This is a genomic window from Mycobacterium sp. (genome assembly GCF_035570115.1).
Lineage (GTDB): Bacteria > Actinomycetota > Actinomycetes > Mycobacteriales > Mycobacteriaceae > Mycobacterium.
Map to the genome: position 1 here is coordinate 1 of NZ_DATMLH010000195.1, position 21,550 is coordinate 21,550.

15 protein-coding genes are annotated in these 21,550 nt (G+C 65.8%); 7 read left to right on the top strand and 8 right to left on the bottom strand.

Going from position 1 to position 21,550, the window contains the following annotated elements; all coding sequences use genetic code 11:
* The coding region (gene prrA / locus VNW74_RS17520; RefSeq protein WP_325679036.1) for a two-component system response regulator PrrA at positions 1 to 599 on the top strand (599 nt) is incomplete at its 5' end.
* A 17-nt stretch (positions 600 to 616) separates the two neighbouring features.
* Entirely contained in the window at positions 617 to 1,963 is a 1,347-nt protein-coding gene (locus VNW74_RS17525) for a HAMP domain-containing sensor histidine kinase (protein ID WP_325679076.1), read from the top strand.
* A gap of 1 nt (position 1,964) precedes the next feature.
* Here VNW74_RS17525 and VNW74_RS17530 read toward each other — a convergent pair whose 3' ends face one another.
* The 4 genes from VNW74_RS17530 to VNW74_RS17545 are packed head-to-tail and all read right to left on the bottom strand — an operon-like array spanning position 1,965 to position 3,675.
* Positions 1,965 to 2,114, bottom strand: coding sequence for a hypothetical protein (locus VNW74_RS17530; RefSeq protein ID WP_325679038.1), 150 nt, complete (start codon positions 2,112 to 2,114; stop codon positions 1,965 to 1,967).
* Positions 2,114 to 2,266 carry a hypothetical protein gene (locus VNW74_RS17535; protein ID WP_325679039.1) on the bottom strand — a complete coding sequence of 51 codons (153 nt, stop codon included), beginning with the start codon at positions 2,264 to 2,266 and terminating at the stop codon, positions 2,114 to 2,116. Before VNW74_RS17535 ends, VNW74_RS17530 begins: the two co-directional genes overlap by 1 nt.
* Positions 2,267 to 2,279: 13 nt before the next feature.
* Positions 2,280 to 3,296, bottom strand: a complete 1,017-nt coding sequence (locus VNW74_RS17540; protein ID WP_325679041.1) for an OmpA family protein — start codon at positions 3,294 to 3,296, stop codon at positions 2,280 to 2,282.
* A gap of 16 nt (positions 3,297 to 3,312) precedes the next feature.
* Positions 3,313 to 3,675: an FKBP-type peptidyl-prolyl cis-trans isomerase gene (locus tag VNW74_RS17545; protein WP_325679043.1), complete on the bottom strand. Its 363-nt coding sequence runs from the start codon at positions 3,673 to 3,675 to the stop codon at positions 3,313 to 3,315.
* Positions 3,676 to 3,723: 48 nt separating this feature from the next.
* Between VNW74_RS17545 and VNW74_RS17550 the strand changes: the two genes are divergently transcribed.
* A complete protein-coding gene (locus VNW74_RS17550) occupies positions 3,724 to 3,978 on the top strand; it encodes a DUF2630 family protein (protein ID WP_325679045.1) in 255 nt (84 codons plus the stop codon).
* 3 nt (positions 3,979 to 3,981) lie between these two features.
* The gene (locus VNW74_RS17555) at positions 3,982 to 5,535 is read left to right on the top strand and encodes an NAD(P)/FAD-dependent oxidoreductase (RefSeq protein ID WP_325679047.1); all 1,554 of its coding nucleotides are present in this window, start codon (positions 3,982 to 3,984) and stop codon (positions 5,533 to 5,535) included.
* A 112-nt stretch (positions 5,536 to 5,647) separates the two neighbouring features.
* Here the strand turns inward: VNW74_RS17555 and VNW74_RS17560 are convergent, their stop codons facing one another.
* Positions 5,648 to 6,943, bottom strand: a complete 1,296-nt coding sequence (locus tag VNW74_RS17560) for a citrate synthase (protein WP_325679049.1) — start codon at positions 6,941 to 6,943, stop codon at positions 5,648 to 5,650.
* 212 nt (positions 6,944 to 7,155) lie between these two features.
* Between VNW74_RS17560 and VNW74_RS17565 the strand changes: the two genes are divergently transcribed.
* A complete protein-coding gene (locus tag VNW74_RS17565) occupies positions 7,156 to 16,278 on the top strand; it encodes a BTAD domain-containing putative transcriptional regulator (protein ID WP_325679078.1) in 9,123 nt (3,040 codons plus the stop codon).
* Here VNW74_RS17565 and pdxH read toward each other — a convergent pair.
* Positions 16,275 to 16,934 carry a pyridoxamine 5'-phosphate oxidase gene (pdxH, locus tag VNW74_RS17570; RefSeq protein ID WP_325679051.1) on the bottom strand — a complete coding sequence of 220 codons (660 nt, stop codon included), beginning with the start codon at positions 16,932 to 16,934 and terminating at the stop codon, positions 16,275 to 16,277. The two genes, VNW74_RS17565 and pdxH, sit on opposite strands and share 4 nt — an antisense overlap.
* A gap of 83 nt (positions 16,935 to 17,017) precedes the next feature.
* Here pdxH and VNW74_RS17575 point away from each other — a divergent pair, with 83 nt between their 5' ends.
* Together VNW74_RS17575 and VNW74_RS17580 are read left to right on the top strand one after the other, a co-directional pair.
* Positions 17,018 to 18,148 (top strand): citrate synthase 2, encoded by a 1,131-nt coding sequence (locus VNW74_RS17575; protein ID WP_325679052.1) that lies wholly within the window; start codon positions 17,018 to 17,020, stop codon positions 18,146 to 18,148.
* Between the two features lie 95 nt (positions 18,149 to 18,243).
* Positions 18,244 to 18,699 carry a VOC family protein gene (locus VNW74_RS17580; protein ID WP_325679054.1) on the top strand — a complete coding sequence of 152 codons (456 nt, stop codon included), beginning with the start codon at positions 18,244 to 18,246 and terminating at the stop codon, positions 18,697 to 18,699.
* On the opposite strand, the gene VNW74_RS17585 is transcribed toward VNW74_RS17580, so the two are convergent.
* Positions 18,696 to 20,417 carry an FAD-dependent oxidoreductase gene (locus VNW74_RS17585; RefSeq protein WP_325679056.1) on the bottom strand — a complete coding sequence of 574 codons (1,722 nt, stop codon included), beginning with the start codon at positions 20,415 to 20,417 and terminating at the stop codon, positions 18,696 to 18,698. The genes VNW74_RS17580 and VNW74_RS17585 overlap by 4 nt on opposite strands.
* 14 nt (positions 20,418 to 20,431) lie before the next feature.
* Positions 20,432 to 21,481: a diiron oxygenase gene (locus VNW74_RS17590; protein WP_325679058.1), complete on the bottom strand. Its 1,050-nt coding sequence runs from the start codon at positions 21,479 to 21,481 to the stop codon at positions 20,432 to 20,434.
* Positions 21,482 to 21,550 lie beyond the last annotated feature (69 nt).

The following is a 21,550-nucleotide window of genomic DNA, read 5'->3' on the forward strand; positions in this document are numbered from 1 at the left end:
CGACCGCGGTGGACGGCGCCGAAGCGTTGCGGAGTGCCACCGAGACCAGGCCCGATGCCATCGTGCTCGACATCAACATGCCGGTGCTCGACGGCGTCAGCGTGGTCACCGCGCTGCGTGCGATGGACAACGACGTGCCGGTCTGTGTCCTGAGCGCCCGTAGCTCGGTCGACGACCGGGTGGCCGGTCTGGAGGCCGGCGCCGACGACTACCTGGTCAAACCGTTCGTGCTGGCCGAATTGGTCGCGCGGGTGCGAGCGCTGCTGCGCCGCCGCGGATCCACCGCGACGTCGTCCTCGGAGACCATCACGGTGGGCCCGTTGGAGGTGGACATCCCGGGCCGGCGGGCCCGGGTCCACGGCGTCGACGTCGACCTGACCAAGCGCGAGTTCGACCTGCTGGCGGTGCTGGCCGAGCACAAGACCGCGGTGTTGTCCCGCGCGCAGTTGCTGGAATTGGTCTGGGGTTACGATTTCGCCGCCGACACCAACGTCGTCGACGTGTTCATCGGGTACCTGCGCCGCAAGCTGGAAGCCAATGGCGGTCCGCGGTTGCTGCACACCGTGCGCGGAGTGGGATTCGTACTGCGTATGCAGTGACGGGACTGAGCGTGAACTTGAATTTGTTGTCCAGAATCGTGACCCGTACGCCATCGCTGCGCGCGCGGGTCGTCGTGGCGACCGCCATCGGCGCGGCGATTCCGGTGCTCATCACCTGTGCCGTCGTCTGGTTCGGCATCACCAACGACCGCAAGGAAAGGCTGGACCGTCGTCTCGACGAGGCAGCCGGTTTCGCGATCCCATTCCTGCCCCGCGGCCTTGGCCAGATTCCGAACTCACCCAATGACCAGGACGCGATCATCACCGTGCGCCGTGCCGGTGGCAGCGAGATAACCTCCAACTCGACGGTCACCCTGCCGGAATTGCCGGCGGGCTACGCCGACACCTACGTCAACGGCGTGCGCTACCGGGTGCGCACCGTCAATATTCCGGCGCCGCACCCGATGTCGGTGGAAGTCGGCGCAACCTACGACTCCACTATCGCCGACACCAACAACCTGCACCGTCGGGTGATCTTGATCGCCGGATTCTCGATCGCCGCGGCGGCCGTATTCGCCTGGCTGCTGGCGACCTTCGCGGTGCGGCCGTTCAAGCGGTTGGCCCAGCAGACCCGGGCGATCGACGCGGGTGACGAAAGCCCACAGATCAAAGTGCGCGGCGCCACCGAGGCAGTGGAAATCGCCGAGGCCATGCGCGGCATGCTGCAACGGATCTGGAACGAGCAGAACCGGACGATGGAAGCCCTGGCCTCGGCCCGGGACTTCGCCGCGGTGTCGTCGCACGAGTTGCGCACGCCGCTGACCGCGATGCGCACCAACCTCGAGGTGCTGGCCACCCTCGACCTTCCCGACGAGCAGCGCAAAGAAGTAATCAACGATGTGATCCGCACCCAATCACGAATCGAGGCAACACTTTCCGCGCTGGAGCGACTGGCCCAGGGCGAGCTCTCTACGTCGGAGGACCACGTTCCGGTCGACATCACCGAGCTACTCGACCGCGCTGCGCACGACGCCATGCGGATCTACCCCGACCTCGACGTGTCGCTGGCGCCGTCGCCGACCTGCATCATCGTCGGGCTACCCGCCGGCCTGCGCCTTGCCGTCGACAACGCGATCGCCAACGCCGTCAAACACGGCGGCGCGACCAGAGTTCAACTGTCCGCGGTCAGCTCGCGGGCCGGTGTCGAGATCGCCGTCGACGACAACGGCGGCGGAATACCCGAGGAGGAACGCCAAGTGGTGTTCGAGCGATTCTCCCGCGGCTCGACCGCGTCACATTCGGGCTCCGGACTGGGCCTGGCGTTGGTGGCTCAGCAGGCGCAGCTGCACGGCGGCACGGCGTCGCTGGAAGACAGCCCGCTGGGCGGAGTGCGCCTTGTGCTGCGCTTGCCCGGCCCGAGCTGACCTACGTCTCCTTGCCGTTCTCCCGCTCCTGCTCGGCCGCCGAAGAGCTCACCGGCACTTCACGTTTGACACGATGGATCGTCAGCACCAATGTCAGCAACAGTCCGAGCAGGAACGACACCCCAACCAGCCAGTAGTTCAGGTCGCCCATCACTGCGCTCCAATCTCACGGGCGCCGGGCATGTCCTCCAGAGCTTGCTCTTCGTCGGTGTTCCTGATCGCTACGCCGGCAATCGCCAAGGCAACCGCCGAGCCGACCGCGAACGCCACCAGATAGCACAACCATTGGATAACGAAGTCCATCGGCGGATTCTCCTTAGCTGACCGCGATTTCGACACGGCGATTCTTGGCTTGACCGTCCAGGCTGCTGTTGTCGGCGACCGAGTCGGCAGAACCGTGGCCCTTCGCGGTCAGGTGATCACCCATGACACCGTGTGCGATCAGGTAACCGGCGACGGCGTCGGCCCGGTTGCTGCTCAGCGGGTTGTTGATGGCGTCGTTACCGGTGTTATCGGTGTAGCCGTTGATGGTCACTTTCGCAGCCGGACAGGCTTTCAGCTTGTCGGCAACCTGATTCAGTGTCTGTTCGGCGTCCGGCGTCAACGCGGACCCGTCGGTGGGAAAGGTAATCGGGCCAAGAGCTCTGAGGTCTGATCCCAGGTGGGCGCACGCGTTACCCGGGCCAAGAGCCGGTGCCGGGCCCGGGGGTGCGCTCGCCGTGACGGGACCGCCGATCCCCATCGTGTCAACGATATTCAGGTTGGGCCAGGCCGCGTCAGCAGCCTGCTCGACGGCGTCTTGCTGACCTCCCGAACCCGTCGTTCCGATGAGGGTGATGGTGTCACCCTTGATGGTGAGGCCGAAATCGGCAACTGATGCCGCCGCTTTGAAAACCGGTGCAGCATTGGAGAAATCGAGGGAAGTGATATCCCGGTTGATCCGGATGTCGTCGATGATGTTGATATCCGGCCCGAAGCCCGCCTTCAGCGCCGCCAGTAGCGAATCCTTTGCCTCAGGGGTGGGCGTGTCACCGGAAAGCTTGATGTCGTTGCCGCTGCGCGTGATTGACACCGGTGCCAGCGCCACCGGCGGAATCGTCGGTGAGTTCGGCGCGCCGCCATACGACGGAGTGTGCGCGTTCAGCGTCGGCAACGCACCCGTCGGCCCGTTGAAGTCCGATCGGGTCCGGCCCAGTTCGCCATGGCCGATTACAGCCAGCAGCAGGGGAATAACGATTAGCCCAACCAACCACGGCAAGCCCGGAAACCGCCGATAGAACCTCGAGGTCGGCCGCCACTGCGTGGCTTCGGGTGCTTCGTCGGAACCCGCCATTGGGCCCTCCCTCGTGTTAGCGGGTGCTGAGCAGGTCGATGACGAAGACCAGCGTCTTACCCGATAGCTGATGCCCCGAACCGGCCGGGCCATAAGCCTGCGCGGGTGGGACCACCAGCTGACGCCGACCGCCCACCTTCATTCCCGGAATACCGTCCTGCCATCCCTGGATGAGCCCACGCAACGGGAATTCGATGGACTCGCCCCGACCCCACGAGCTATCGAATTCTTCGCCGGTGTCGTACTCGACACCGACATAGTGGACCTCGACCACGCCACCCGGCTTGGCTTCGGGTCCGTCTCCGACCACCAGGTCTTCGATGACGAGTTGTGCGGGCGCCGGGCCGCTCGGGAAGTCGATCTCTGGTTTGCTTGACACCCGACCGACCCTAGTCCGGCACACTTGACTCGTGGAAGAGGACCAAAGATGACCGACAACGCAGACCAAGACGCCTTGGCGCATATCCACCACCTGGTCGCTGAGGAGAAGACCCTTCGGGCGCAGCTACAACACGGCGAAATCAGCACGTCGGACGAGCACGAGCGGCTGCGCCGCGTCGAGACCGAACTCGACCAATGCTGGGATCTGCTTCGGCAGCGTCGGGCACTACGCGAAACCGGCGGAGACCCCAGCGACGCGACGGTGCGGCCGCCCGGCCAAGTCGAGGGTTACCTGGGCTGACCGATGGCTGCCGACCCGGATGACGTCGACGTGGTCATCGTGGGTGGCGGCCACAACGGCCTGGTCGCGGCCGCCTACCTGGCCCGGGCCGGCCTGCGAGTCCGGCTGCTGGAGCGGCTGCCGCAGGTCGGCGGCGCCGCGGTGTCGGCGCAGATTTTCGACGGTGTCGACGCCCGGCTGTCGCGTTATGCGTACCTGGTGAGCCTGTTGTCGCCCCGCATCGCCGACGAGCTGGGTGCGGCGGTGCAGTTGGCCCGGCGGCCGTACTCGTCGTACACGCCCGACCCTGCCACGGAGGGACGCACCGGCCTGCTGGTCGGGCCGCACTGCACGTTCGGGGTCATCGGCGCCGACGACGACGAGCGGGCCTTCGCGGCGTTTTACCGGCGCTGCCGGCTGGTCACCGAGCGGCTCTGGCCGACGCTGTTGGAGCCGTTACGCACCCGCGAGCAGGCCCGCCGAGAGGTCGTCGGCAGCGGCGATCGGCAAGCGGCGGCCGCGTGGCAGGCCATGATCGATCGACCGATTGGTAGCGCGATCGCCGACGCGATCGGCAATGACCTGGTACGCGGAGTGGTGGCGACCGACGCGCTCATCGGCACCTTCGCCCGACTCGACGACCCGTCACTGCAGCAGAACGTCTGTTTCCTGTATCACCTCATCGGCGGCGGTGTCGGGGAATGGCACGTCCCGGTCGGGGGCATGGGTTCGGTGAGCACGGCACTGGCCGCCGCGGCGATGCGCGGCGGAACCGAAATCGTCACCGGCGCAGAGGTTTACGCCATCGACGCGAACGGCCGGGTGCGCTACCGCCGGCACGACGACGAGCATTTGGCGCGCGGCCGATTCGTGCTGGCAGGCGTCACACCCGCGGTGCTGGCCGGCCTGCTGGGCGAACAATCACCGGCGCCGGCGGACGGCGCTCAGGTCAAGGTGAACATGGTGCTGCGCCGGCTGCCGCGATTGCGCGACGACGCCGTGACGCCCGAGCAGGCGTTCGGCGGAACTTTGCACGTCAACGAGACCTGGACGCAGCTGGATGCGGCATATCTGCGCGCCGCCGCCGGAGCGCTGCCCGATCCACTTCCGTGCGAGATCTACTGCCATTCGCTGACCGACCCGAGCATCCTGTCCCCCGCGCTGCGCGATTCGGGCGCTGCGACCCTGACGGTGTTCGGTCTGCACACGCCGCATTCGGTGTTCGGTGCCGAGCGTAATGCGCTCACCCAAGCCGTGCTGAAATCACTGAATTGCGTTCTGGCCGAACCGATTCAGGATGTGCTGATGGATGACGCGAACGGCCGGCCCTGCATCGAGACGACGACCACCCTGGACCTGCAACACGCGCTGGGGATGACGGGCGGCAACATCTTCCACGGTGCCTTGCGCTGGCCGTTCAGTGACGACGACGACCGACTGGACACTCCGGCCCGGCAATGGGGCGTGGCGACCGCCCACGACCGCATCCTGCTGTGCGGTTCGGGCGCACGACGCGGCGGAGCGGTCTCCGGCATCGGCGGCCACAATGCCGCGATGGCGGTACTCGCGTCGGTGTAGCTACAACGGATGGTGGCGACCCGCTTCGCCCGGCTACGCCGCGCTCGCGATCGCCACTACACCAGATGGTGGCGACCCGCTTCGCCCGGCTACGCCGCGCTCGCGATCGCCACTACCGCGAGTCGATAGTGGCGTAGTCGCGTTCGGTGTAGCCGGTGTAGATCTGGCGCGGACGGCCGATCTTGCTGTCACCCTCGTCGTGCATCTCACGCCAGTGCGCGATCCAGCCCGGCAACCGGCCCAGCGCGAACAGCACGGTGAACATCCGGGTCGGGAACCCGAGCGCCCGGTAGATCAGGCCGGTGTAGAAGTCGACGTTGGGGTAGAGCTTGCGCTCGATGAAGTAGTCGTCGGTCAGCGCCGCCTCTTCGAGTTCCTTGGCGATGCTCAGCAGATCGTCGTCACCACCGAGCTTGGCCAGGATCTTGTCGGCCTGTTCCTTGACGATGCGGGCGCGCGGGTCGTAGTTCTTGTAGACCCGGTGGCCGAAGCCCATCAGCTTCACGCCTTCTTCGCGGTTCTTGACCTTGCGGACGAAGTCGCTGACGTCGTCGTCGCTCGTACGGATCTTCTCCAGCATTTCCAGCACGGCCTGGTTGGCGCCGCCGTGCAGCGGGCCCCATAGCGCGTTGATGCCGCCGGAGATCGAGGTGAACAGGTTGGCCTCCGACGAGCCCACCAGCCGAACGGTCGATGTCGAACAGTTCTGCTCGTGGTCGGCGTGCAAGATGAGCAGCATGTCGAGCGCCCGCACCACCTCCGAGTCGACGTCGTAGGGCTCGGCGGGCAGCCCGAACGTCATCCGCAGGAAGTTCTCCACTAACGTCAGCGAGTTGTCCGGGTAGAGGAACGGTTGACCAACCGACTTCTTGTAGGCGTAGGCGGCGATGGTGGGCAGCTTGGCCAGCAGCCGGATCGTGGACAGCTCGACCTGCTCGGTGTCCCCCGGCTCGAGGGAGTCCGGGTAGTACGCCGAGAGCGCATTGACCGCGCTGGACAGCACCGGCATCGGGTGGGCGTTGCGCGGAAAGCCGTCGAAGAACCGCTTCAGATCCTCATGCAGCATCGTGTGCAGCTGGATCTGGCGGGTGAACTTGGCCAGCTGGTCTTTGGTCGGCAGCTCGCCGTAGATCAGCAGGTAACTCACCTCGATGAACGTCGACTTCTCCGCCAGCTGCTCGATCGGGATACCGCGGTAGCGCAGGATGCCGGCATCGCCGTCGATGTAAGTGATCGAGCTCTTGCACGACGCGGTATTGACGAAGCCGTTGTCGAACGTCGTGTACCCGCTCTTGGCCAGCAGCGAGCCGAGCGCGATACCGTCGGCTCCCTCGGTGGCGTGGACGATGTCGAGATTTACCTCACCACCCGGGTACTGAAGAGTGGCGGAGTCGTCGGTTGCGGCCACTGGAACCCCTTTGCGGTCTCGGCTGATCTGCCCTACAAGCTTGCTATAGCAGAAGGTAGTCGTTGTCGGGACGGCGCGCCTGCCCGGGGTCGGGTCTGCTGAAGTTGGGGCTTTCCCTCAGGAAAGCCAGCCCGCTTGACGGCTTTTACTCGATCTTGACTGCGCGTTGAATACTCACCCGCAGGATCGGGGACGTGACTACGCTTCAAGCGGTGGAACTGGGGGTTTTGGGACCTCTCCAGGTGCGACAGCACGGCGCACCGGTCGCGATCCCGGGCGCCAAACCTCGCGCCATCCTCACGATGCTCGGGCTGCACGACGGTTCCGTCGTTTCGGCCGACGCGCTCTTCGAATTGCTCTGGGGCGAAGATCCGCCGCGCACCGCTGCCAAAGCCCTGCAGACCCACATTTCCTCGCTGCGTCGCACCCTGGGCGACGGCTTTGTCTTGACGGCGGGAGCGGGTTGGACCCTGGCCGAGAGCGAAGTTGATGCCTCGCGTTACAAATCGGCCGCCCGACGGGGACGCGATGCCGCCACGGCCGGCGACACCAACCAAGCGGTCGCCCGCTTCGAGGAAGCGCTTGCCCTCTGGCGCGGTATCCCCGAACTGCCCGATGGCCGGCGGGGCACATCCGAAAAGACGCGCTGGATCGAGGGCCATGCCGCGCTGGTGGAGGATCGAGCCGAAGCGCTGCTCGCGACCGGTCGTGCCGCGGAAGTCGTCGGCGATCTTGAGGCGGCGGTGGCCGACGCGCCGCTGCGCGAAAGGCGTTGGGGGCAACTGATGCTCGCCCTGTATCGCGCCGGCAGGCAGGGTGAAGCCCTTGGCGCCTATCAACGGGCACGGTCGTTGTTGGCAGACGAGTTGGGCGTCGACCCCGGACCGGAGCTTCGGCGGCTCGAGGCCGCGATCGTCGCGCAAGACGCCTCGCTGGATATTCCGGTGGCGCAGAACCTTGCAGCGGTGACGCGCGCGGTGACCTTCTTCCTGACCGATATCGAGGGATCGACTGCGGCGTGGGAGACAGACGCCGCCGCGATGGGGGTGGCGCTGGCACGCCACGACGAGCTCGTCGAACAGGTCGTCACGTCACGCGGAGGACGGCTGATCAAGACGCGCGGCGAGGGCGATGCCACGTTCTCGGTCTTCGAGCGGCCGTCGGCGGCGGCCGCCGCCGCCATCGAGCTGCAAGACGCGATCGTCCACGAGCCCTGGGCGTTGCGGGAGCCCATGCGCGTCCGGGTGGCGTTGCACACCGGGGAAGCCGAGCTGCGCGACGGCGACTACTTCGGTCGGGCAGTCAACCGGGCTGCGCGCTTGCGATCACTGGCCGAGGGTGGCCAGATCCTGTGCTCGGGTGCGACGGGCGAGCTCGTCATCGACTCACTGTCCGACGATGTTGTGCTCAACGACCTGGGGATGCGCCAGCTACGAAACCTGGCGCGCCCGGAGCACGTTTTCGAACTGCGCCTGGAAACCGCTGACGAGCATCGTCAGGCAGTCCCACCCGATGAGCCCATCACGCGCCCGAGCCTGCCCGCCGTGCTCGCCGGCCCCGGGCCGTTCGTCGGGCGCGAGCGCGAGCTGGGACAGCTTTTTTCCGGGTGGCAGACCGTGCTCGCAGGCGGCACGAACGCCGCGCTGATCGCGGGCGAACCGGGTGTGGGCAAGACGCGGCTGGCCGGCGAATGGTCTCGGCAGGCCTACGACCAAGGCGCACTGGTGATCTACGGCCGCTGCGACGAGGACCTCGGTGCGGCGTACCAGCCGTTCGCGGAAGCCCTGCGTTCGCTGGTGCCGTGCCTCGGCAGCAGCAGCCTTCGGGGGCTGCGCGGCGTGGAAGCTCTACTCGCGCTGGTTCCCGGGCTGACCGATGTGCTACCTGATCTGGCCGCGCCGACCCGGGCCGACCCGGATACCGAACGCTACGCACTGTTCGATGCCGTCGTCGCGTTGTTGGGAGTTGCTTCCGCGAGTGCACCCGTTGTCCTGATTCTCGATGACCTGCACTGGGCCGCGAAACCCACGCTGCTCTTGCTGCGGCATCTGCTGCGCTTCGGCGACCAGGCTCGCGTGGAGATCATCGGTACCTACCGCAGCACCGACCTTGACCGGTCCCACCCTCTGGCGGCGATGCTCGCCGACCTGCACCGCGACGGCACCGCCAATCGCATTCAGCTCAGCGGCCTCGACGAGAAAGACGTGACCGCCTACGTCGCCGAAGCCGGCTATGACGACGAAGGGCTGGCCCGGGCCTTGGCGTCGGTCACGGGGGGCAATCCGTTCTTCCTCATCGAAGCACTGCGCCACGTAGACGAAAGTGGCGGCCACTGGGATCCGAGCACGTTGCCGCAGGGGGTTCGTGAGGCGGTCAGCCGCCGACTTTCTCGGCTTCCGATCGAGACCAACAAGGCCCTTGCGGCAGCCGCGGTCGTCGGGAGCAGGTTTGCCCTCGAACTGGTCGAGCACGTGGTCGGGGACCAGGATCTCGTGGACGCGTTCGACGAGGCGTCCAAGGCCGGCATCATCATCGAGGAGCACGGCGGTCACTATCGGTTCAACCACGCCCTCGTCCGACAGTCGCTGCTCGCCGAGCTCGCGTCGGTGCGGCGCATGCGGCTACACCAGCGCATCGCCGCGACGCTCGAGAACGCGCCTGGCGCCGATGACGAGCTGCTGGCTGAACTGGCTTACCACTATTTCGAATGCGCATGGGCGGGTAACGCGGCCAAGGCCGTTGACTATTGTCGCCGTGCGGCGGACCAGGCGATGGCTCGCCTCGGTTACGAAGGCGCGGCCGACCTCTACGATCGGGCCCTGCACGCGCTGGAGGAGATTGACGACGAGCTGCCGGACCGCAACGATCAGGCGTCCGAACTACTGGTCGCGCGCTGCGAGGCTCTTCTCGCTGCGGGTGACGTGGCTTCGGCAGCGGGTGCGGTGGCGCAATTGCAACAAGCGACAGTCGATTCGGCCCGGCTAGCGGCATGGGCGACGTGCTTCGACGGCGAACTCTCGATACTGATCCATCCCGAACGATTGGACGACGTGGAAGCCGCGTTAGGCGCCGCGGCACACAAACTAGCCGAAATAGACGATGCCGCAGGGGAAGCCAAGGCTCACACCGTCCGTGCCAGATGCCTCGCCCGGCTCGGGCGAATCGGCGACTGTGAAATCGCCTTGGATGATGCTCTGACGGCGGCGCGGCGCGCGCGTGATCACCGCCGAGTCAACGCGGTGCTGGCCAGCGCGCCGCTTGCGGCGCTGTGGGGCCCGAACCCGGTTCCGCGCGCGGGCGGGCGGTGCCTTGACGTGGTGCGGCTGCTCAGAATCACCACCGACTCGCCGGCGGTGGAAGCGACGTCGACGCGGTGCCAGGCCGTGTTGGAGGCCTTCCGCGGCCGCGACGCGGCAGCTCGACGGATGATCGACTCAGCCCGACGCACTGTCACCGAACTCGGTCTGCGCCATGCCCTTCTGGAGGTCGAGCAGTTCGCCGGCATCGTGGAGCTCGTCTTGGACGATCCGGCCGCAGCCGAACCGCATCTGCGTCAGGCCTACAACGGTTTTCGTCGCATGGGCCTCGACGCCGACACCGCCGAGACCGCGGCGCTACTCGCTCGTGCCTGCCTGGACCTCAACCGAGATGCCGAGGCCAACGAATTATGCACGGAGAGTGAGTATCTCGCGGGACATGCATTGAAGCCATCGATCGCCTGGCGAACAGTTCGGGCTCAGTTGCTCTCGCGCAGTGGCGACCACGCCGAGGCTCGGCGCGTTGCGCAAGCTGCCATCACCTTGGCCGAGCGCACCGACGCGTTGATGGATCACGGCGATGCCTGTCTGTCACTGGCAACGGTGTTGGGCGCCGCCGGAGACGCAGCCGGAGCGCGTGCCGCCGCCGAGCGGGCGGCCAGCCTGTATGAGCGGAAAGGTGCTGCGGCGCTTGCTGAAAAGTCGCGCCGCATTCTCGGCGGGCGCGACCTCCCTTCGCCCCCAGCATCACCCCAAGCGTCGACCGTCGAGCCAGACACCGCGTGCGTGCGCGCGATCCGCGAGCTAGAAGCTGCTTTCGATCGCAAAGCCTGGAGCGAGGCCGAGGAGAAGTACGCAGCCGACGTCTTCGTCGAGAGTCGCCGGAAGATCGTCGGTGTCGATCGTCCGCCCGGCGAATGGCCAAGCCTGATCAGGCGCTATGTCGAGATGGGCGCCGTGCGGCAACGTAACGAGGTTGTCGCCGTGCGCGGTGAGCGCCTGGCGCTTACACGATTGGTGGTGGGCACTGCAGACGTAAGTGTTGGGGCACCGCGCGACGAGTTGCTCCAGCTGTACGGTATCGGCAAGGAAGGTCGAATCGTCCTGCAGGTCTTCTTCGATATCGACGACATGGACACCGCGCTCGCCGAACTCGACGCGACCCATGCGCGGTTCGATGAGCCGCACCCTCGGGCGCGGCGGCTCGAAAACGCGGCAACGGGGGTGTACGAGCGTCTTCACGCATACTTCGCGGCTCGCGACTGGGACGCGATAACCGAGATCCTCAACGAGGACTACTGCGGCGAAGATCGTCGTTCTGTCGTAGGCGCCGGCATCCGACACGGCCCGGATGCTGCGATCGAAGATTACCGGTCGGCCGCCGACATTGAGGTCACGGACGCGAGGTCAGACGCTATTGCGACCCGTGGGGCGCGCCTCGCCCTCACCCGTGCCCGATACTCGCGCAGCAACGAGGAACCGGAGGCGTTCCACGTTGATTTCCTACAACTAGTCGAGATCGACGCGGTCCAGCGGATCGCGGCGCTTATGGCGTTCGACCTCGACGACTTCGACGCCGCCATGGCCGAACTCGACGCACGATACGTCGCGGGCGAAGCCGCCGCCCACGCGCACACGTGGTCGGTTATCACGCAGGCCTACGACGCGCTCAACCGGCGCGAGATGCCGCCGACGACGCCAGGTTGGGTCAACATCGACCACCGGCATGGGCCGTCGTTTGCGCCTGGTGAACTACCCGCATTACTCGCCTCGTGGAAACTCGCACCCGACGTGAGCAGCTCCATCGAGGTTGTGCATCGGCTGAACAACCTTGGAGCTGTGGTCAGCTCCGTGTCTCATGAGACCTCGCAAGAGGGCTTCGAAGCCGAGTGGCGGGGTATCAGCGTTCTCACGGTCGAAGGCGACCTGATCGACCGCTTAGAGGTCTTCGACGAGGCGGACCTGGACACCGCGCTCGCGAGGTTCGATCAGCTAAGCCGGCCGGCACCGCGGTTGGAAAACGCGGCAAGCCAAGCGGTCGAGCGCTACTCGGCGCACTTTGCAGCCCGCGACTGGGATGCGCTCGCGAAGGTACTGGCCGACAACATCATTACCGATGATCACCGGCGGGTCGTAAACGCAGGGGTTCGACAGGGTCGAGACGCCGAGATCGCACTCCTGCGGGCGACCGCTGACGCAGGTTTGGGTGTGTACGTGACGTTCGTTGTCATCGCAGTCCGTGGGGAGCACCTCGTCCTCGCGCGCGTCTCGACCCGCGAGCCAGGGCCTGAAAAGTTCTTCACGGAAGTGCTGGGCGTCGCCGAAGTCAACTCGCACAATCAGGTCGCGGCGATCGTCGTGTTCGACCTTGACGACTTCGACGGCGCCATCGCGGAGCTCGACGCCCGATACCTCGCCGGCGAAGCGGCCGCTCACTCACGCACATGGTCGGTGATCTCGGGGAGCTACGCGGCGATCAACCGACACGAGCACCCAGCGACTACGCCGGACTGGATCAACGTCGACCGCCGACGGGAGACCGCGATGGGGCCCGGCGACCTGATCGCATATATCGGCGCCGGGCCGGACCGGGACCAAAACAACAAGGCTTACGTCGAGGCCGTGCATCGGCTGACCGACCCCGGAGCACTCGTCACTTACGCAGCACATGAGACCTCGCCAGAGGGTTTTGACGCCGAGTGGCGCGGGATCGCGGTTTTCACCGTTGAAGGCGACATGATCAACCGCACTGAGGTATTCGACGAGGCAGACCTAGACACCGCGATCGCGAGGTTTGACCAGCTCACCCGACCGGTACCACGGCTGGAAAACGCGGCAAGCCAAGTGGGTGAGCGCATCCTGGCGCACTTCGCGACCCGCGACTGGGACGCCATGGCGGAGATACTGGCCGATGGCTTCTCCAATGACGATCGCCGTCGGGTGGTGGGTGCGGGGGTCCGACATGGTCGAGACGCCGAGATCGCAAACACGCGGACGACCGCCGATCTGTGGACCACGAACGTGACACCGACCGTCATAGCTACCCGCGGGAGGAGCCTTGTCCTGACGCGTCTCGGCTTCTCGGGCCGCGATGACGGACCCGAACCATTTCTCACCGAGGTGCTCAGCATCCTCGAGATCAACGACGACAAGCGGATGGTCGCGCTCGTCTCGTACGACCTCGACGACTTCGACGCGGCCTTTGAGGAGCTCGATGCCCGCTACCTCGCCGGCGAAGCAGCCAATCACTCGCGCACGTGGTCGGTGATCGCAGCGGGCTACGCCTCGCTCAACCGGCGTGAACTTCCCACGACGACACCGTATTTCGAGAATATCGACCATCGCCTAGGGGCAGCGTTCGCGCCCGGTGACCTGCCTGAGTACCTCCGTGCCGGGTGGAATCTAGACCAAGACGTCAAGCCATACATCGAGGCGGTGCATCGGCTGAGTGATCTCGGAGCGGTCGTCACTCACGCGGCTCACGGGACCTCGCGTGAGGGCTTCGACGCCGAATGGCGAGAGATCAACCTCTTGATGACTGATGGCGGCGCCTTCAACCGTTGTGAGCTATTCGACGAGGCAGACTTGGACGCCGCGATCGCGAGGTTCGAACAGCTCAGTCTGCCGGCACCGCGCCTGGAAAACGCAGCCAGCCAATTGAATGACCGGTTGCTGGCGTGCTTTGTGGCCCGCGACTGGGCCGCAATGGCCGAGATTCTGGCCAACGACGTTTCTGGTGAGGATCGTCGTCGGGTGGTGAACTCCGGCGACCGACGCGGCCGCGATATCCAGATCAACGATTACCGGGCGGTCGCCGATCTCGGGGTCACGAACGCGACTTCGTATGCCATTGCGACCCGCGGCGAACGCCTAGCCCTCATTCGTTCCCAATACTCGCGCAGCCACGAGGAACCCGAGGCATTCGGCGTCGATATCTTCGGGATAGTCGAGATCGACGTCGACGATCGGATCGCGGCCTGGGTCACGTTCGACCTAGACGACTTCGATGCCGCCATCGCCGAGCTCGATGCCCGGTACCTCGCCGGCGAAGCGGCCGCTCACGCGCACGTATGGTCCGTCCTCGCCGACGGCTTCGGCTCGATCCGCCGGTACGAGCTACCGCCGACCACGCCCGATTGTGTAAGTATCGACCACCGGCGGACGGCTGCGTTCGCGCCGGGTGAGCTGAACGCCTATTTCCGTGCCGCGTTCGACCTCACGGCAGACGCGAAGATCTACGTCGAAGCGGTGCACCGCCTGAACGACGTCGGAGCGGTTTGCACCCATGTGACACATGGTGTTTCGCACGAAGGCTTCGCCGCCGAGTGGCGAGAGGTCGACGTTTTGATGGTCGAAGGCGACATCGTCAACCGAAGCGAGCTTTTCGATGAAGCAGACATCGACGCCGCGCTTGCACGATTTGACGAACTGCAACCACAAACGCCGCGGCTAGAAAACACGGCGAGTCAAGTGGGAGCGCGGTATCGGGCGCACTTTGCGGCAGGCAACTGGGACGCCATGGCGGACATAATCGCCGACGACTTCTTCGGTGACGATCGCCGTCGGGTAGTGGGCTCGGGAGTCCGGATCGGTCGGCAAGCCCAGATCGCGGACATGCGAGCGATCGCCGACCTGTTTATCGCAGATATGACGTGGACGGACATGGCAACCCGCGGGGACCGCCTTGTCCTTTTCCGTGTGGGATTTTTGGATCGTGATCAGCGGCCTGATGCTTTTCACACAGAGGTGCTCTGCGTCCTCGAGATCGACGCCGATGAGCGGATCGTCGCCTCCGTCTCGTTCGACCTCGACGACGTCGACGCCGCCTTCGAGGAACTCGACGCCCGATACCTCGCAGGCGAAGCGGCTGCCCACGCACACACGTGGTCGGTGATCGCACTGACCTACGCCGCGTTCAATCAGCACGAATTCCACTCGACGACGCCGGATCCGGTGTACATAGATCATCGACCGGGCGTATCGGTCGATGAGGTTGACGTGGCTGCATCTATTCGTGCGGTGTGGGACCTCACTCCGGAAGTCAGGATCTGCATAGAGGCTGTGCATCGGCTGAGCGAACTCGGAGCCGTCGTCACCGCCGCGATGAAAGGGACCTCGCCAGAGGGCTTTGACGCCGAGTGGCAGATGATCGACATTTTCACCGTCGAAGGTGACCGGCTCCGCCGCATCGAGGTCTTCGACGAGGCCGACCTCGACGCCGCGCTCACCCGTTTTGACGAACTACAGTCGCAGGCGCGGCGACTGGAGAATGCGGCAAGCCAAGCGGCCGAACGCTTTCTGACGCGGTTCGCGGCCCGCGACTGGACCGCCATAGCGGAGACATTCGCCGACAACTTTTCCAGTGACGATCGCCGTCGGGTGGTGGGGGCGGGAGTCAGACATGGTCGAGACGCCGAGGTAGCGGACTTGCGGTCGATCGCCGACGTAGGGAACACGAACGTGACGTCGACTCCCATTGCGACCCGGGGGGAGCGCGTTGTCCTCACGCATGGCCGCCTTTGGTTCCGGGATGAAGCACCCGAGGCGTTCTTCTCAGAGTCGTTCTCCATTGTCGAGGTCAACACCGACGAGCGGATCGTCACGCTTGTCTCGTTCGACCTCGATGATTTCGACTCCGCGTTCGAGGAGCTTGATGCCCGGTTCCTCGCCGGCGAAGCGGCCGCCCACGCGCACATATGGTCGCTCATGGCACAGAACTACGCCGCGCTCAACCGGTACGAGCTACCCCCAACTACGCCCGACTTGGTAAACATCGACCACCGGAGCGGGAGGGCGTTCGAGCCAGGCGACATCATCGAGTACGTCCGTGCCACATGGGATATGGTGCCGAACGTCAAAATGTACATCGAGACGGTGCATCGGCAGACAAACATCGGAGCCGTCGTCACCCATGTGGCGAAGGGAACCTCACGAGACGGCTTCGACGCGGAGTGGCGAGAGATCGCCCTTTTCACATTCGAAGGTGACCTGATCAACCGCTCCGAGATCTTCGACGAGCCGGACCTTGATGCCGCCCTCGCTAGGTTCGACGAACTCGATCGGCTGGCTTCTCCCTAGGGCTGCAGGCGTTCGACATGGCCACCTTTGACGCGAATCCGATTGTGCAGCCGGTCTTCCCGGCCCTGCCAGAACTCGACGACGTCGGGCGCGATGCGGTACCCGCCCCAGTTCGGCGGCACGGGGATCTGCTCGGTGTCGGCGAAGCGGGCCGTCACCTCGCCGAGCTGATCGACCAGCGCCGCACGCGAGGCGATCGGCCGGGACTGATGCGACGCCCACGCCCCCAGCTGTGAGCCGCGGGGCCGCTTCGACCAGTAGTCCTGGCTGGCCTGCGGGTCGACCTTGGTGACCGGACCCCGGATATGGAACTGCCGGTTCAGCAAATACCAGGGAAAGGTCGCCGACGCGTAGGGCGTGGCGGCCAGCTCATCGCCTTTGGCGGAATCGTAGTTGGTGAAGAACGTGATTCCGTCCTCGTCGACACCCTTGCACAGCACCGACCGGCTGACCGGCCTTCCCGACTCGACGGTGGCCAACACCATCGCGTTGGGCTCGGCGACGCCCGCGCGCTCAGCCTCGCCAATCCACTTGCGCAACAAAGCAAGCCAGCCGTGGTCGAGCCAGTCGACGTCGAGGTCGGGGCTACCGTCCTTCTCGACGGAGCCATACTCCACCCGCATCGCGGCCAGGTGCTCGTTGTCGGGTCGTGCCATCGCGTCAACGCTACTCCCGGCGACCCGTCGCGGGTTACCGGCCGGTAGCGACGGGACGCGGGCGGCGTGGGAGAATTTCAGCCATGACTGTCATCCCGGATAAGATCCCGGAAGATTTCGTCGCCGGCCTCGAGGGTGTGGTCGCCTTCACCACCGAGATCGCCGAGCCCGACAAGGACGGCGGCGCCCTGCGATACCGCGGCGTCGACATCGAAGACCTGGTCGGCCGACACGTCACCTTCGGCGACGCCTGGGCTTTGCTGGTGGACGGAAAGTTCGGCCACGGGCTGCCGCCGGCCGAGCCGTTCCCGCTGCCGATCCACAGCGGAGATGTCCGGGTCGACGTCCAGGCAGGCCTGGCGATGCTCGCGCCGATCTGGGGATATCAGCCGCTGCTCGACATCGACGACGCCACCGCCCGCGACCAGCTCGCCCGGGCCTCGGTGATGGCACTGTCCTATGTCGCCCAATCGGCGCGCGGTATCTACCAGCCGGCGGTTCCTCAGCGCGTTATCGATGAGTGCTCAACTGTCACAGCACGTTTCATGACCAGGTGGCAGGGCGAGCCGGATCCCAGGCATATCGAGGCCGTCGACGCGTACTGGGTGTCGGCCGCCGAGCACGGGATGAACGCCTCGACGTTCACCGCACGGGTGATCGCGTCGACCGGCGCCGACGTCGCGGCAGCGCTGTCGGGTGCGATCGGGGCGATGAGCGGCCCGCTGCACGGCGGTGCACCGGCACGGGTGTTGCCGATGCTCGAAGAGGTCGAGCGCACCGGTGACGCGCGCGGTCTGGTCAAGGGGATTCTGGACCGCCACGAGAAGCTGATGGGCTTCGGACACCGCGTCTACCGCGCCGAAGACCCCCGCGCACGCGTGTTGCGGGCCACCGCCAAGCGGCTGGGCGCACCGCGGTACGAAGTCGCGGCGGCGCTCGAGCAGGCAGCGCTCGCCGAGCTACGGGAGCGCCGTCCGGACCGGGCGATCGAAACCAATGTCGAGTTCTGGGCGGCGGTGATCCTGGACTTCGCGCAGGTACAGCCCAACATGATGCCGGCTATGTTCACCTGCGGACGCACCGCCGGATGGTGCGCCCACATTCTCGAACAGAAGCGACTCGGCAAGCTGGTCCGCCCGTCGGCCATCTACGTCGGCCCGGATCCGCGCAGCCCGGAATCCGTCGAAGGCTGGGCCGAGGTTCCCAAGGCCTGACGCGCCAGACGGCGTCGGTGTCGGTGGCCGGTGATGAGATTGCATCGCGGCCCGAGCCAAAGGGTCGTACCCGTACCGACACCGAGGAGGCCACGATGGCAATTACCGTCGAACCCGCACTGTCCCCACACCTGGTCGTCGACAACGCCGCAGCGGCGATCGACTTCTACGTCAGGGCTTTTGACGCGGAAGAAGTCGGGCGTGTGCCCGGTCCTGGCGGCAAGCTCATCCACGCCGCAGTGCGCATCAACGGCTTCACCGTGCTGCTCAACGACGACTTCCCCGAGATGTCCGGCGGAAAGTCGACGACCCCGACGTCGCTGGGCGGTACTCCGGTCACCATTCATCTGACGGTTACCGACGTCGATACCAAGTTCCAGCGGGCGCTCGACGCCGGCGCCAGCGTGGTCGCCCCGCTCGAGGACCAGTTCTGGGGCGACCGCTACGGCATTGTCGCCGATCCGTTCGGCCATCACTGGTCACTGGGTCAGCCCGTCCGCGAGGTGACCCCGGAAGAAATTGCGGCCTTCACCGGCCAGCAGCCGGGTTAGGCCGGGTCGGCCAATTGGCGCAGTCGGTCGGCCAGTCGCCGTCGCAGCGGCGGCTCAGGGGCGTTGGCGGCGACCTCCAGCATGTCGGCGATCGAGGTGAACTTGTTGCGCGGCCGATCGCTGAGACGGCCTCGCGACACCTCGGCGGCATCGATGGCCTGCCAGCCCGCGGCATCAACGACGGCGGGCTGACGCGTCCGGACGAGGGCGTCCAACGCCGACGGCTTGCCGATCGGATCGCGCAGCAGTCCGGCGTTGAAATCGTCGACCAGCCGCTGCACGGTTTGCAGTGCGCACGATTTGTTGGTGCCGATGAATCCGGTCGGGCCGCGCTTGATCCACCCCGCCACGTATGCGCCATGCACCGGTTCACCGGAATTCGGGTCGATCACCCGGCCGCCGTTGTTCGGCACGACTCCGGCGATGTCGTCGAAGGGTAAGTCACGAATGGCCTTGCCGTGGTAGCCGATCGAGGTCAACACCAGACCGGCGTCGAGCTGGCACACCTCGTCGGTGCCGGTGACGCGGAACTCCATGCCGTTGGCTCGGTGCTCACCCAGCACCCGGAGGGGCGTCAGGTGGTAGGCCAACCGGATCCGCCGACGTAGCGGCGGGCCCGCCGGCACGGTGGCATCGCCGAGCTTGCTCAGAATCTCCAGCTTCTGCCTGGTCACGGCGTCAGAGACGCCCGCCAGATCGCGCAGCACCAGCTCGTGGTCGGCGGCGGCGAGTACGACATTCGCCTTTGTCGTCAGCCCGATCAGCTCGGGCAGCGTGAACGCTGAGTGCAGCGGTCCGCGGCGGGCGGCGATCACTACCTCTTGCACTCGTGAGGCGCGCAGCGCCTGCAACGCGTGATCGGAGATGTCGGTACGAGCAAGCTCGTCGGGGTCGGCGGTGAGCACGCGGGCCACATCCAGGGCGACGTTGCCGTTGCCTACGACGATGACCCGCTCGTGGCTGAGATCGACTGGCAGGTCGGTGAAGTCGGGATGGCCGTTGATCCAGGCCACTGTCTCGGTGGCGGTGCCGGTTCCCGGCAGGCCCATGCCGGTGATGTCCAGCCGACGGTCATTGGGCGCGCCGACCGCGTAGATGACCGCGTGGTGGTGGGCGAGCAGATCGTCCTGGCCGAGGTGCTTGCCGACCTCGACGTTGAGGAAGAACTGGAATTCGCGGCGACGCGCGATCCGGTCGAAGAGCGCAGTGACCCGTTTGGTGGTCTGGTGGTCCGGTGCCACGCCGGCGCGAACCAGCCCGTACGGGGAGGGCAACTTCTCGAAGACGTTGACCCGGACACCGTTTTGGGTGAGCAGTTCGTCGGCGGCATACATCGCCGCCGGTCCGGACCCCACGATCGCGACGGTCAGCGGGCCCCGATGATGGCCGTGATTACCGCGCACCTGCGGTGCGGGGATCACCGGTGCCAACTTGGACGTCGGCGGCAGTTTCTGGTCGGCCGGACGCTCGGGGTAGTACGACGCGTTGAGTGCGATGAACGGTTGCTGTTCGGGGGCCAGCTGGGCAGCCGGCGCGATGGCGCCCACCGGACAGGCGCTCACGCAAGCTCCGCAGTCCACGCACGCCACCGGGTCGATGTAGAGCATCTCGGCGGTGGCAAAGCCAGGCTCATCCGGAGACGGATGGATGCAGTTCACCGGGCAGGCGTAGACACAGGACCCGTCGCTACAGCACGACTGGGTAATAACGTGCGGCATAAAGAACCGGTTTCCTAGGCAGCCGGTACGACGACGAGGTGCTGGCGCTGCGGTTCGCTGCGGTAGCGGGAGGGCTTGCCGTTGATCTTGCAGATCCGCCACATCAGCTTGGCGAGGGGGTTCATCAGACCGGTGTCATGGCAGAGCATCCGGACGTCGCCGAACATGTCACGCAGCATTTGACGTGACTCCGGCGAACCGAAGAACACGTCTTTGCGGACCTCGCGCGGAATGTCGAACTCTTTCCAGAACGCCCTGGGCGGAACCACGATCGCCGAGCACAGGATCCGCATGGTGAGCGGCACATAGAGCGACAGCCAGAACCGCTTGCGGCGCGGCAGATCCGGCACTCGCTTGCGCAGGTACTCGTGGGCGAACGAGATGTGGCGAGCCTCCTCGGCCACGTGGATGGCCATCACCCGCTCCATGATCGGGTGCAGCTCCTTGCCCTCGCGCAGCACGTTCTTCTGGGTGTGGTCGATGGGCTCTTCACCAGCCAGGATGCCGAACCAGAACGGGATCGGCAGCGGCCCGGCCACCAGCGGAATCAGCGGCTGAATCCACTTCAGCATGCGAGGCATGCCGGGCACATCGGCGCCGATGTGGTTCACCATCTCCTGGAACATCATGGTGTGGTTGCACTCTTCGACCGCTTCGTGCAGGCAGTACCGGTACTCCGGTGACCCGTTGGGCACCCAGAACGCGTACTCCATCAGGCCGCGGATCAGGATCGACTCAAAGTGCAGACCGACCTTGGCGACGTTCGCCTGGCGCCACATGCCGATCTGGATCTGGCGGTCTTCGGACTGCGCCTGATACCAGGGGTGCCGGCCCAGCGGGTCGGTGACGGGCAGTTTCCAGCGCGGGTCGTTGTCGATGACCGCGAACTCGGGTGAATCCCAGTCGATGTCGGTGTAGGGGTTGAAATTGCGCCGCACCGACCCCTCGGACAGCGTGGTAAGCATCTCGACGTACTTCGGGTCGTCGAGGACATCCATGTTGCGACGCCAACGTCGCACAATCTTGGTCCGGGCTCCTTTTTTGACTGTTCCCGCCTGGGCCATTCCCAGCCTCCCCAATGAGCTTTACATTTGGACGCGCTATGTCCAACGACAGTACCGCAGGTATCGGCA

Excerpts from the sequence above, each read along its gene's own strand:
- VNW74_RS17530 (WP_325679038.1), bottom strand. The coding sequence starts at position 2,114 with ATGGGCGACCTGAACTACTGGCTGGTTGGGGTGTCGTTCCTGCTCGGA.
- VNW74_RS17535 (WP_325679039.1), bottom strand. The coding sequence starts at position 2,266 with ATGGACTTCGTTATCCAATGGTTGTGCTATCTGGTGGCGTTCGCGGTC.
- VNW74_RS17540 (WP_325679041.1), bottom strand. The coding sequence starts at position 3,296 with ATGGCGGGTTCCGACGAAGCACCCGAAGCCACGCAGTGGCGGCCGACC.
- VNW74_RS17550 (WP_325679045.1), top strand. The coding sequence starts at position 3,724 with ATGACCGACAACGCAGACCAAGACGCCTTGGCGCATATCCACCACCTG.
- VNW74_RS17555 (WP_325679047.1), top strand. The coding sequence starts at position 3,982 with ATGGCTGCCGACCCGGATGACGTCGACGTGGTCATCGTGGGTGGCGGC.
- pdxH (WP_325679051.1), bottom strand. The coding sequence starts at position 16,934 with ATGGCACGACCCGACAACGAGCACCTGGCCGCGATGCGGGTGGAGTAT.
- VNW74_RS17575 (WP_325679052.1), top strand. The coding sequence starts at position 17,018 with ATGACTGTCATCCCGGATAAGATCCCGGAAGATTTCGTCGCCGGCCTC.
- VNW74_RS17580 (WP_325679054.1), top strand. The coding sequence starts at position 18,244 with ATGGCAATTACCGTCGAACCCGCACTGTCCCCACACCTGGTCGTCGAC.
- VNW74_RS17585 (WP_325679056.1), bottom strand. The coding sequence starts at position 20,417 with ATGCCGCACGTTATTACCCAGTCGTGCTGTAGCGACGGGTCCTGTGTC.
- VNW74_RS17590 (WP_325679058.1), bottom strand. The coding sequence starts at position 21,481 with ATGGCCCAGGCGGGAACAGTCAAAAAAGGAGCCCGGACCAAGATTGTG.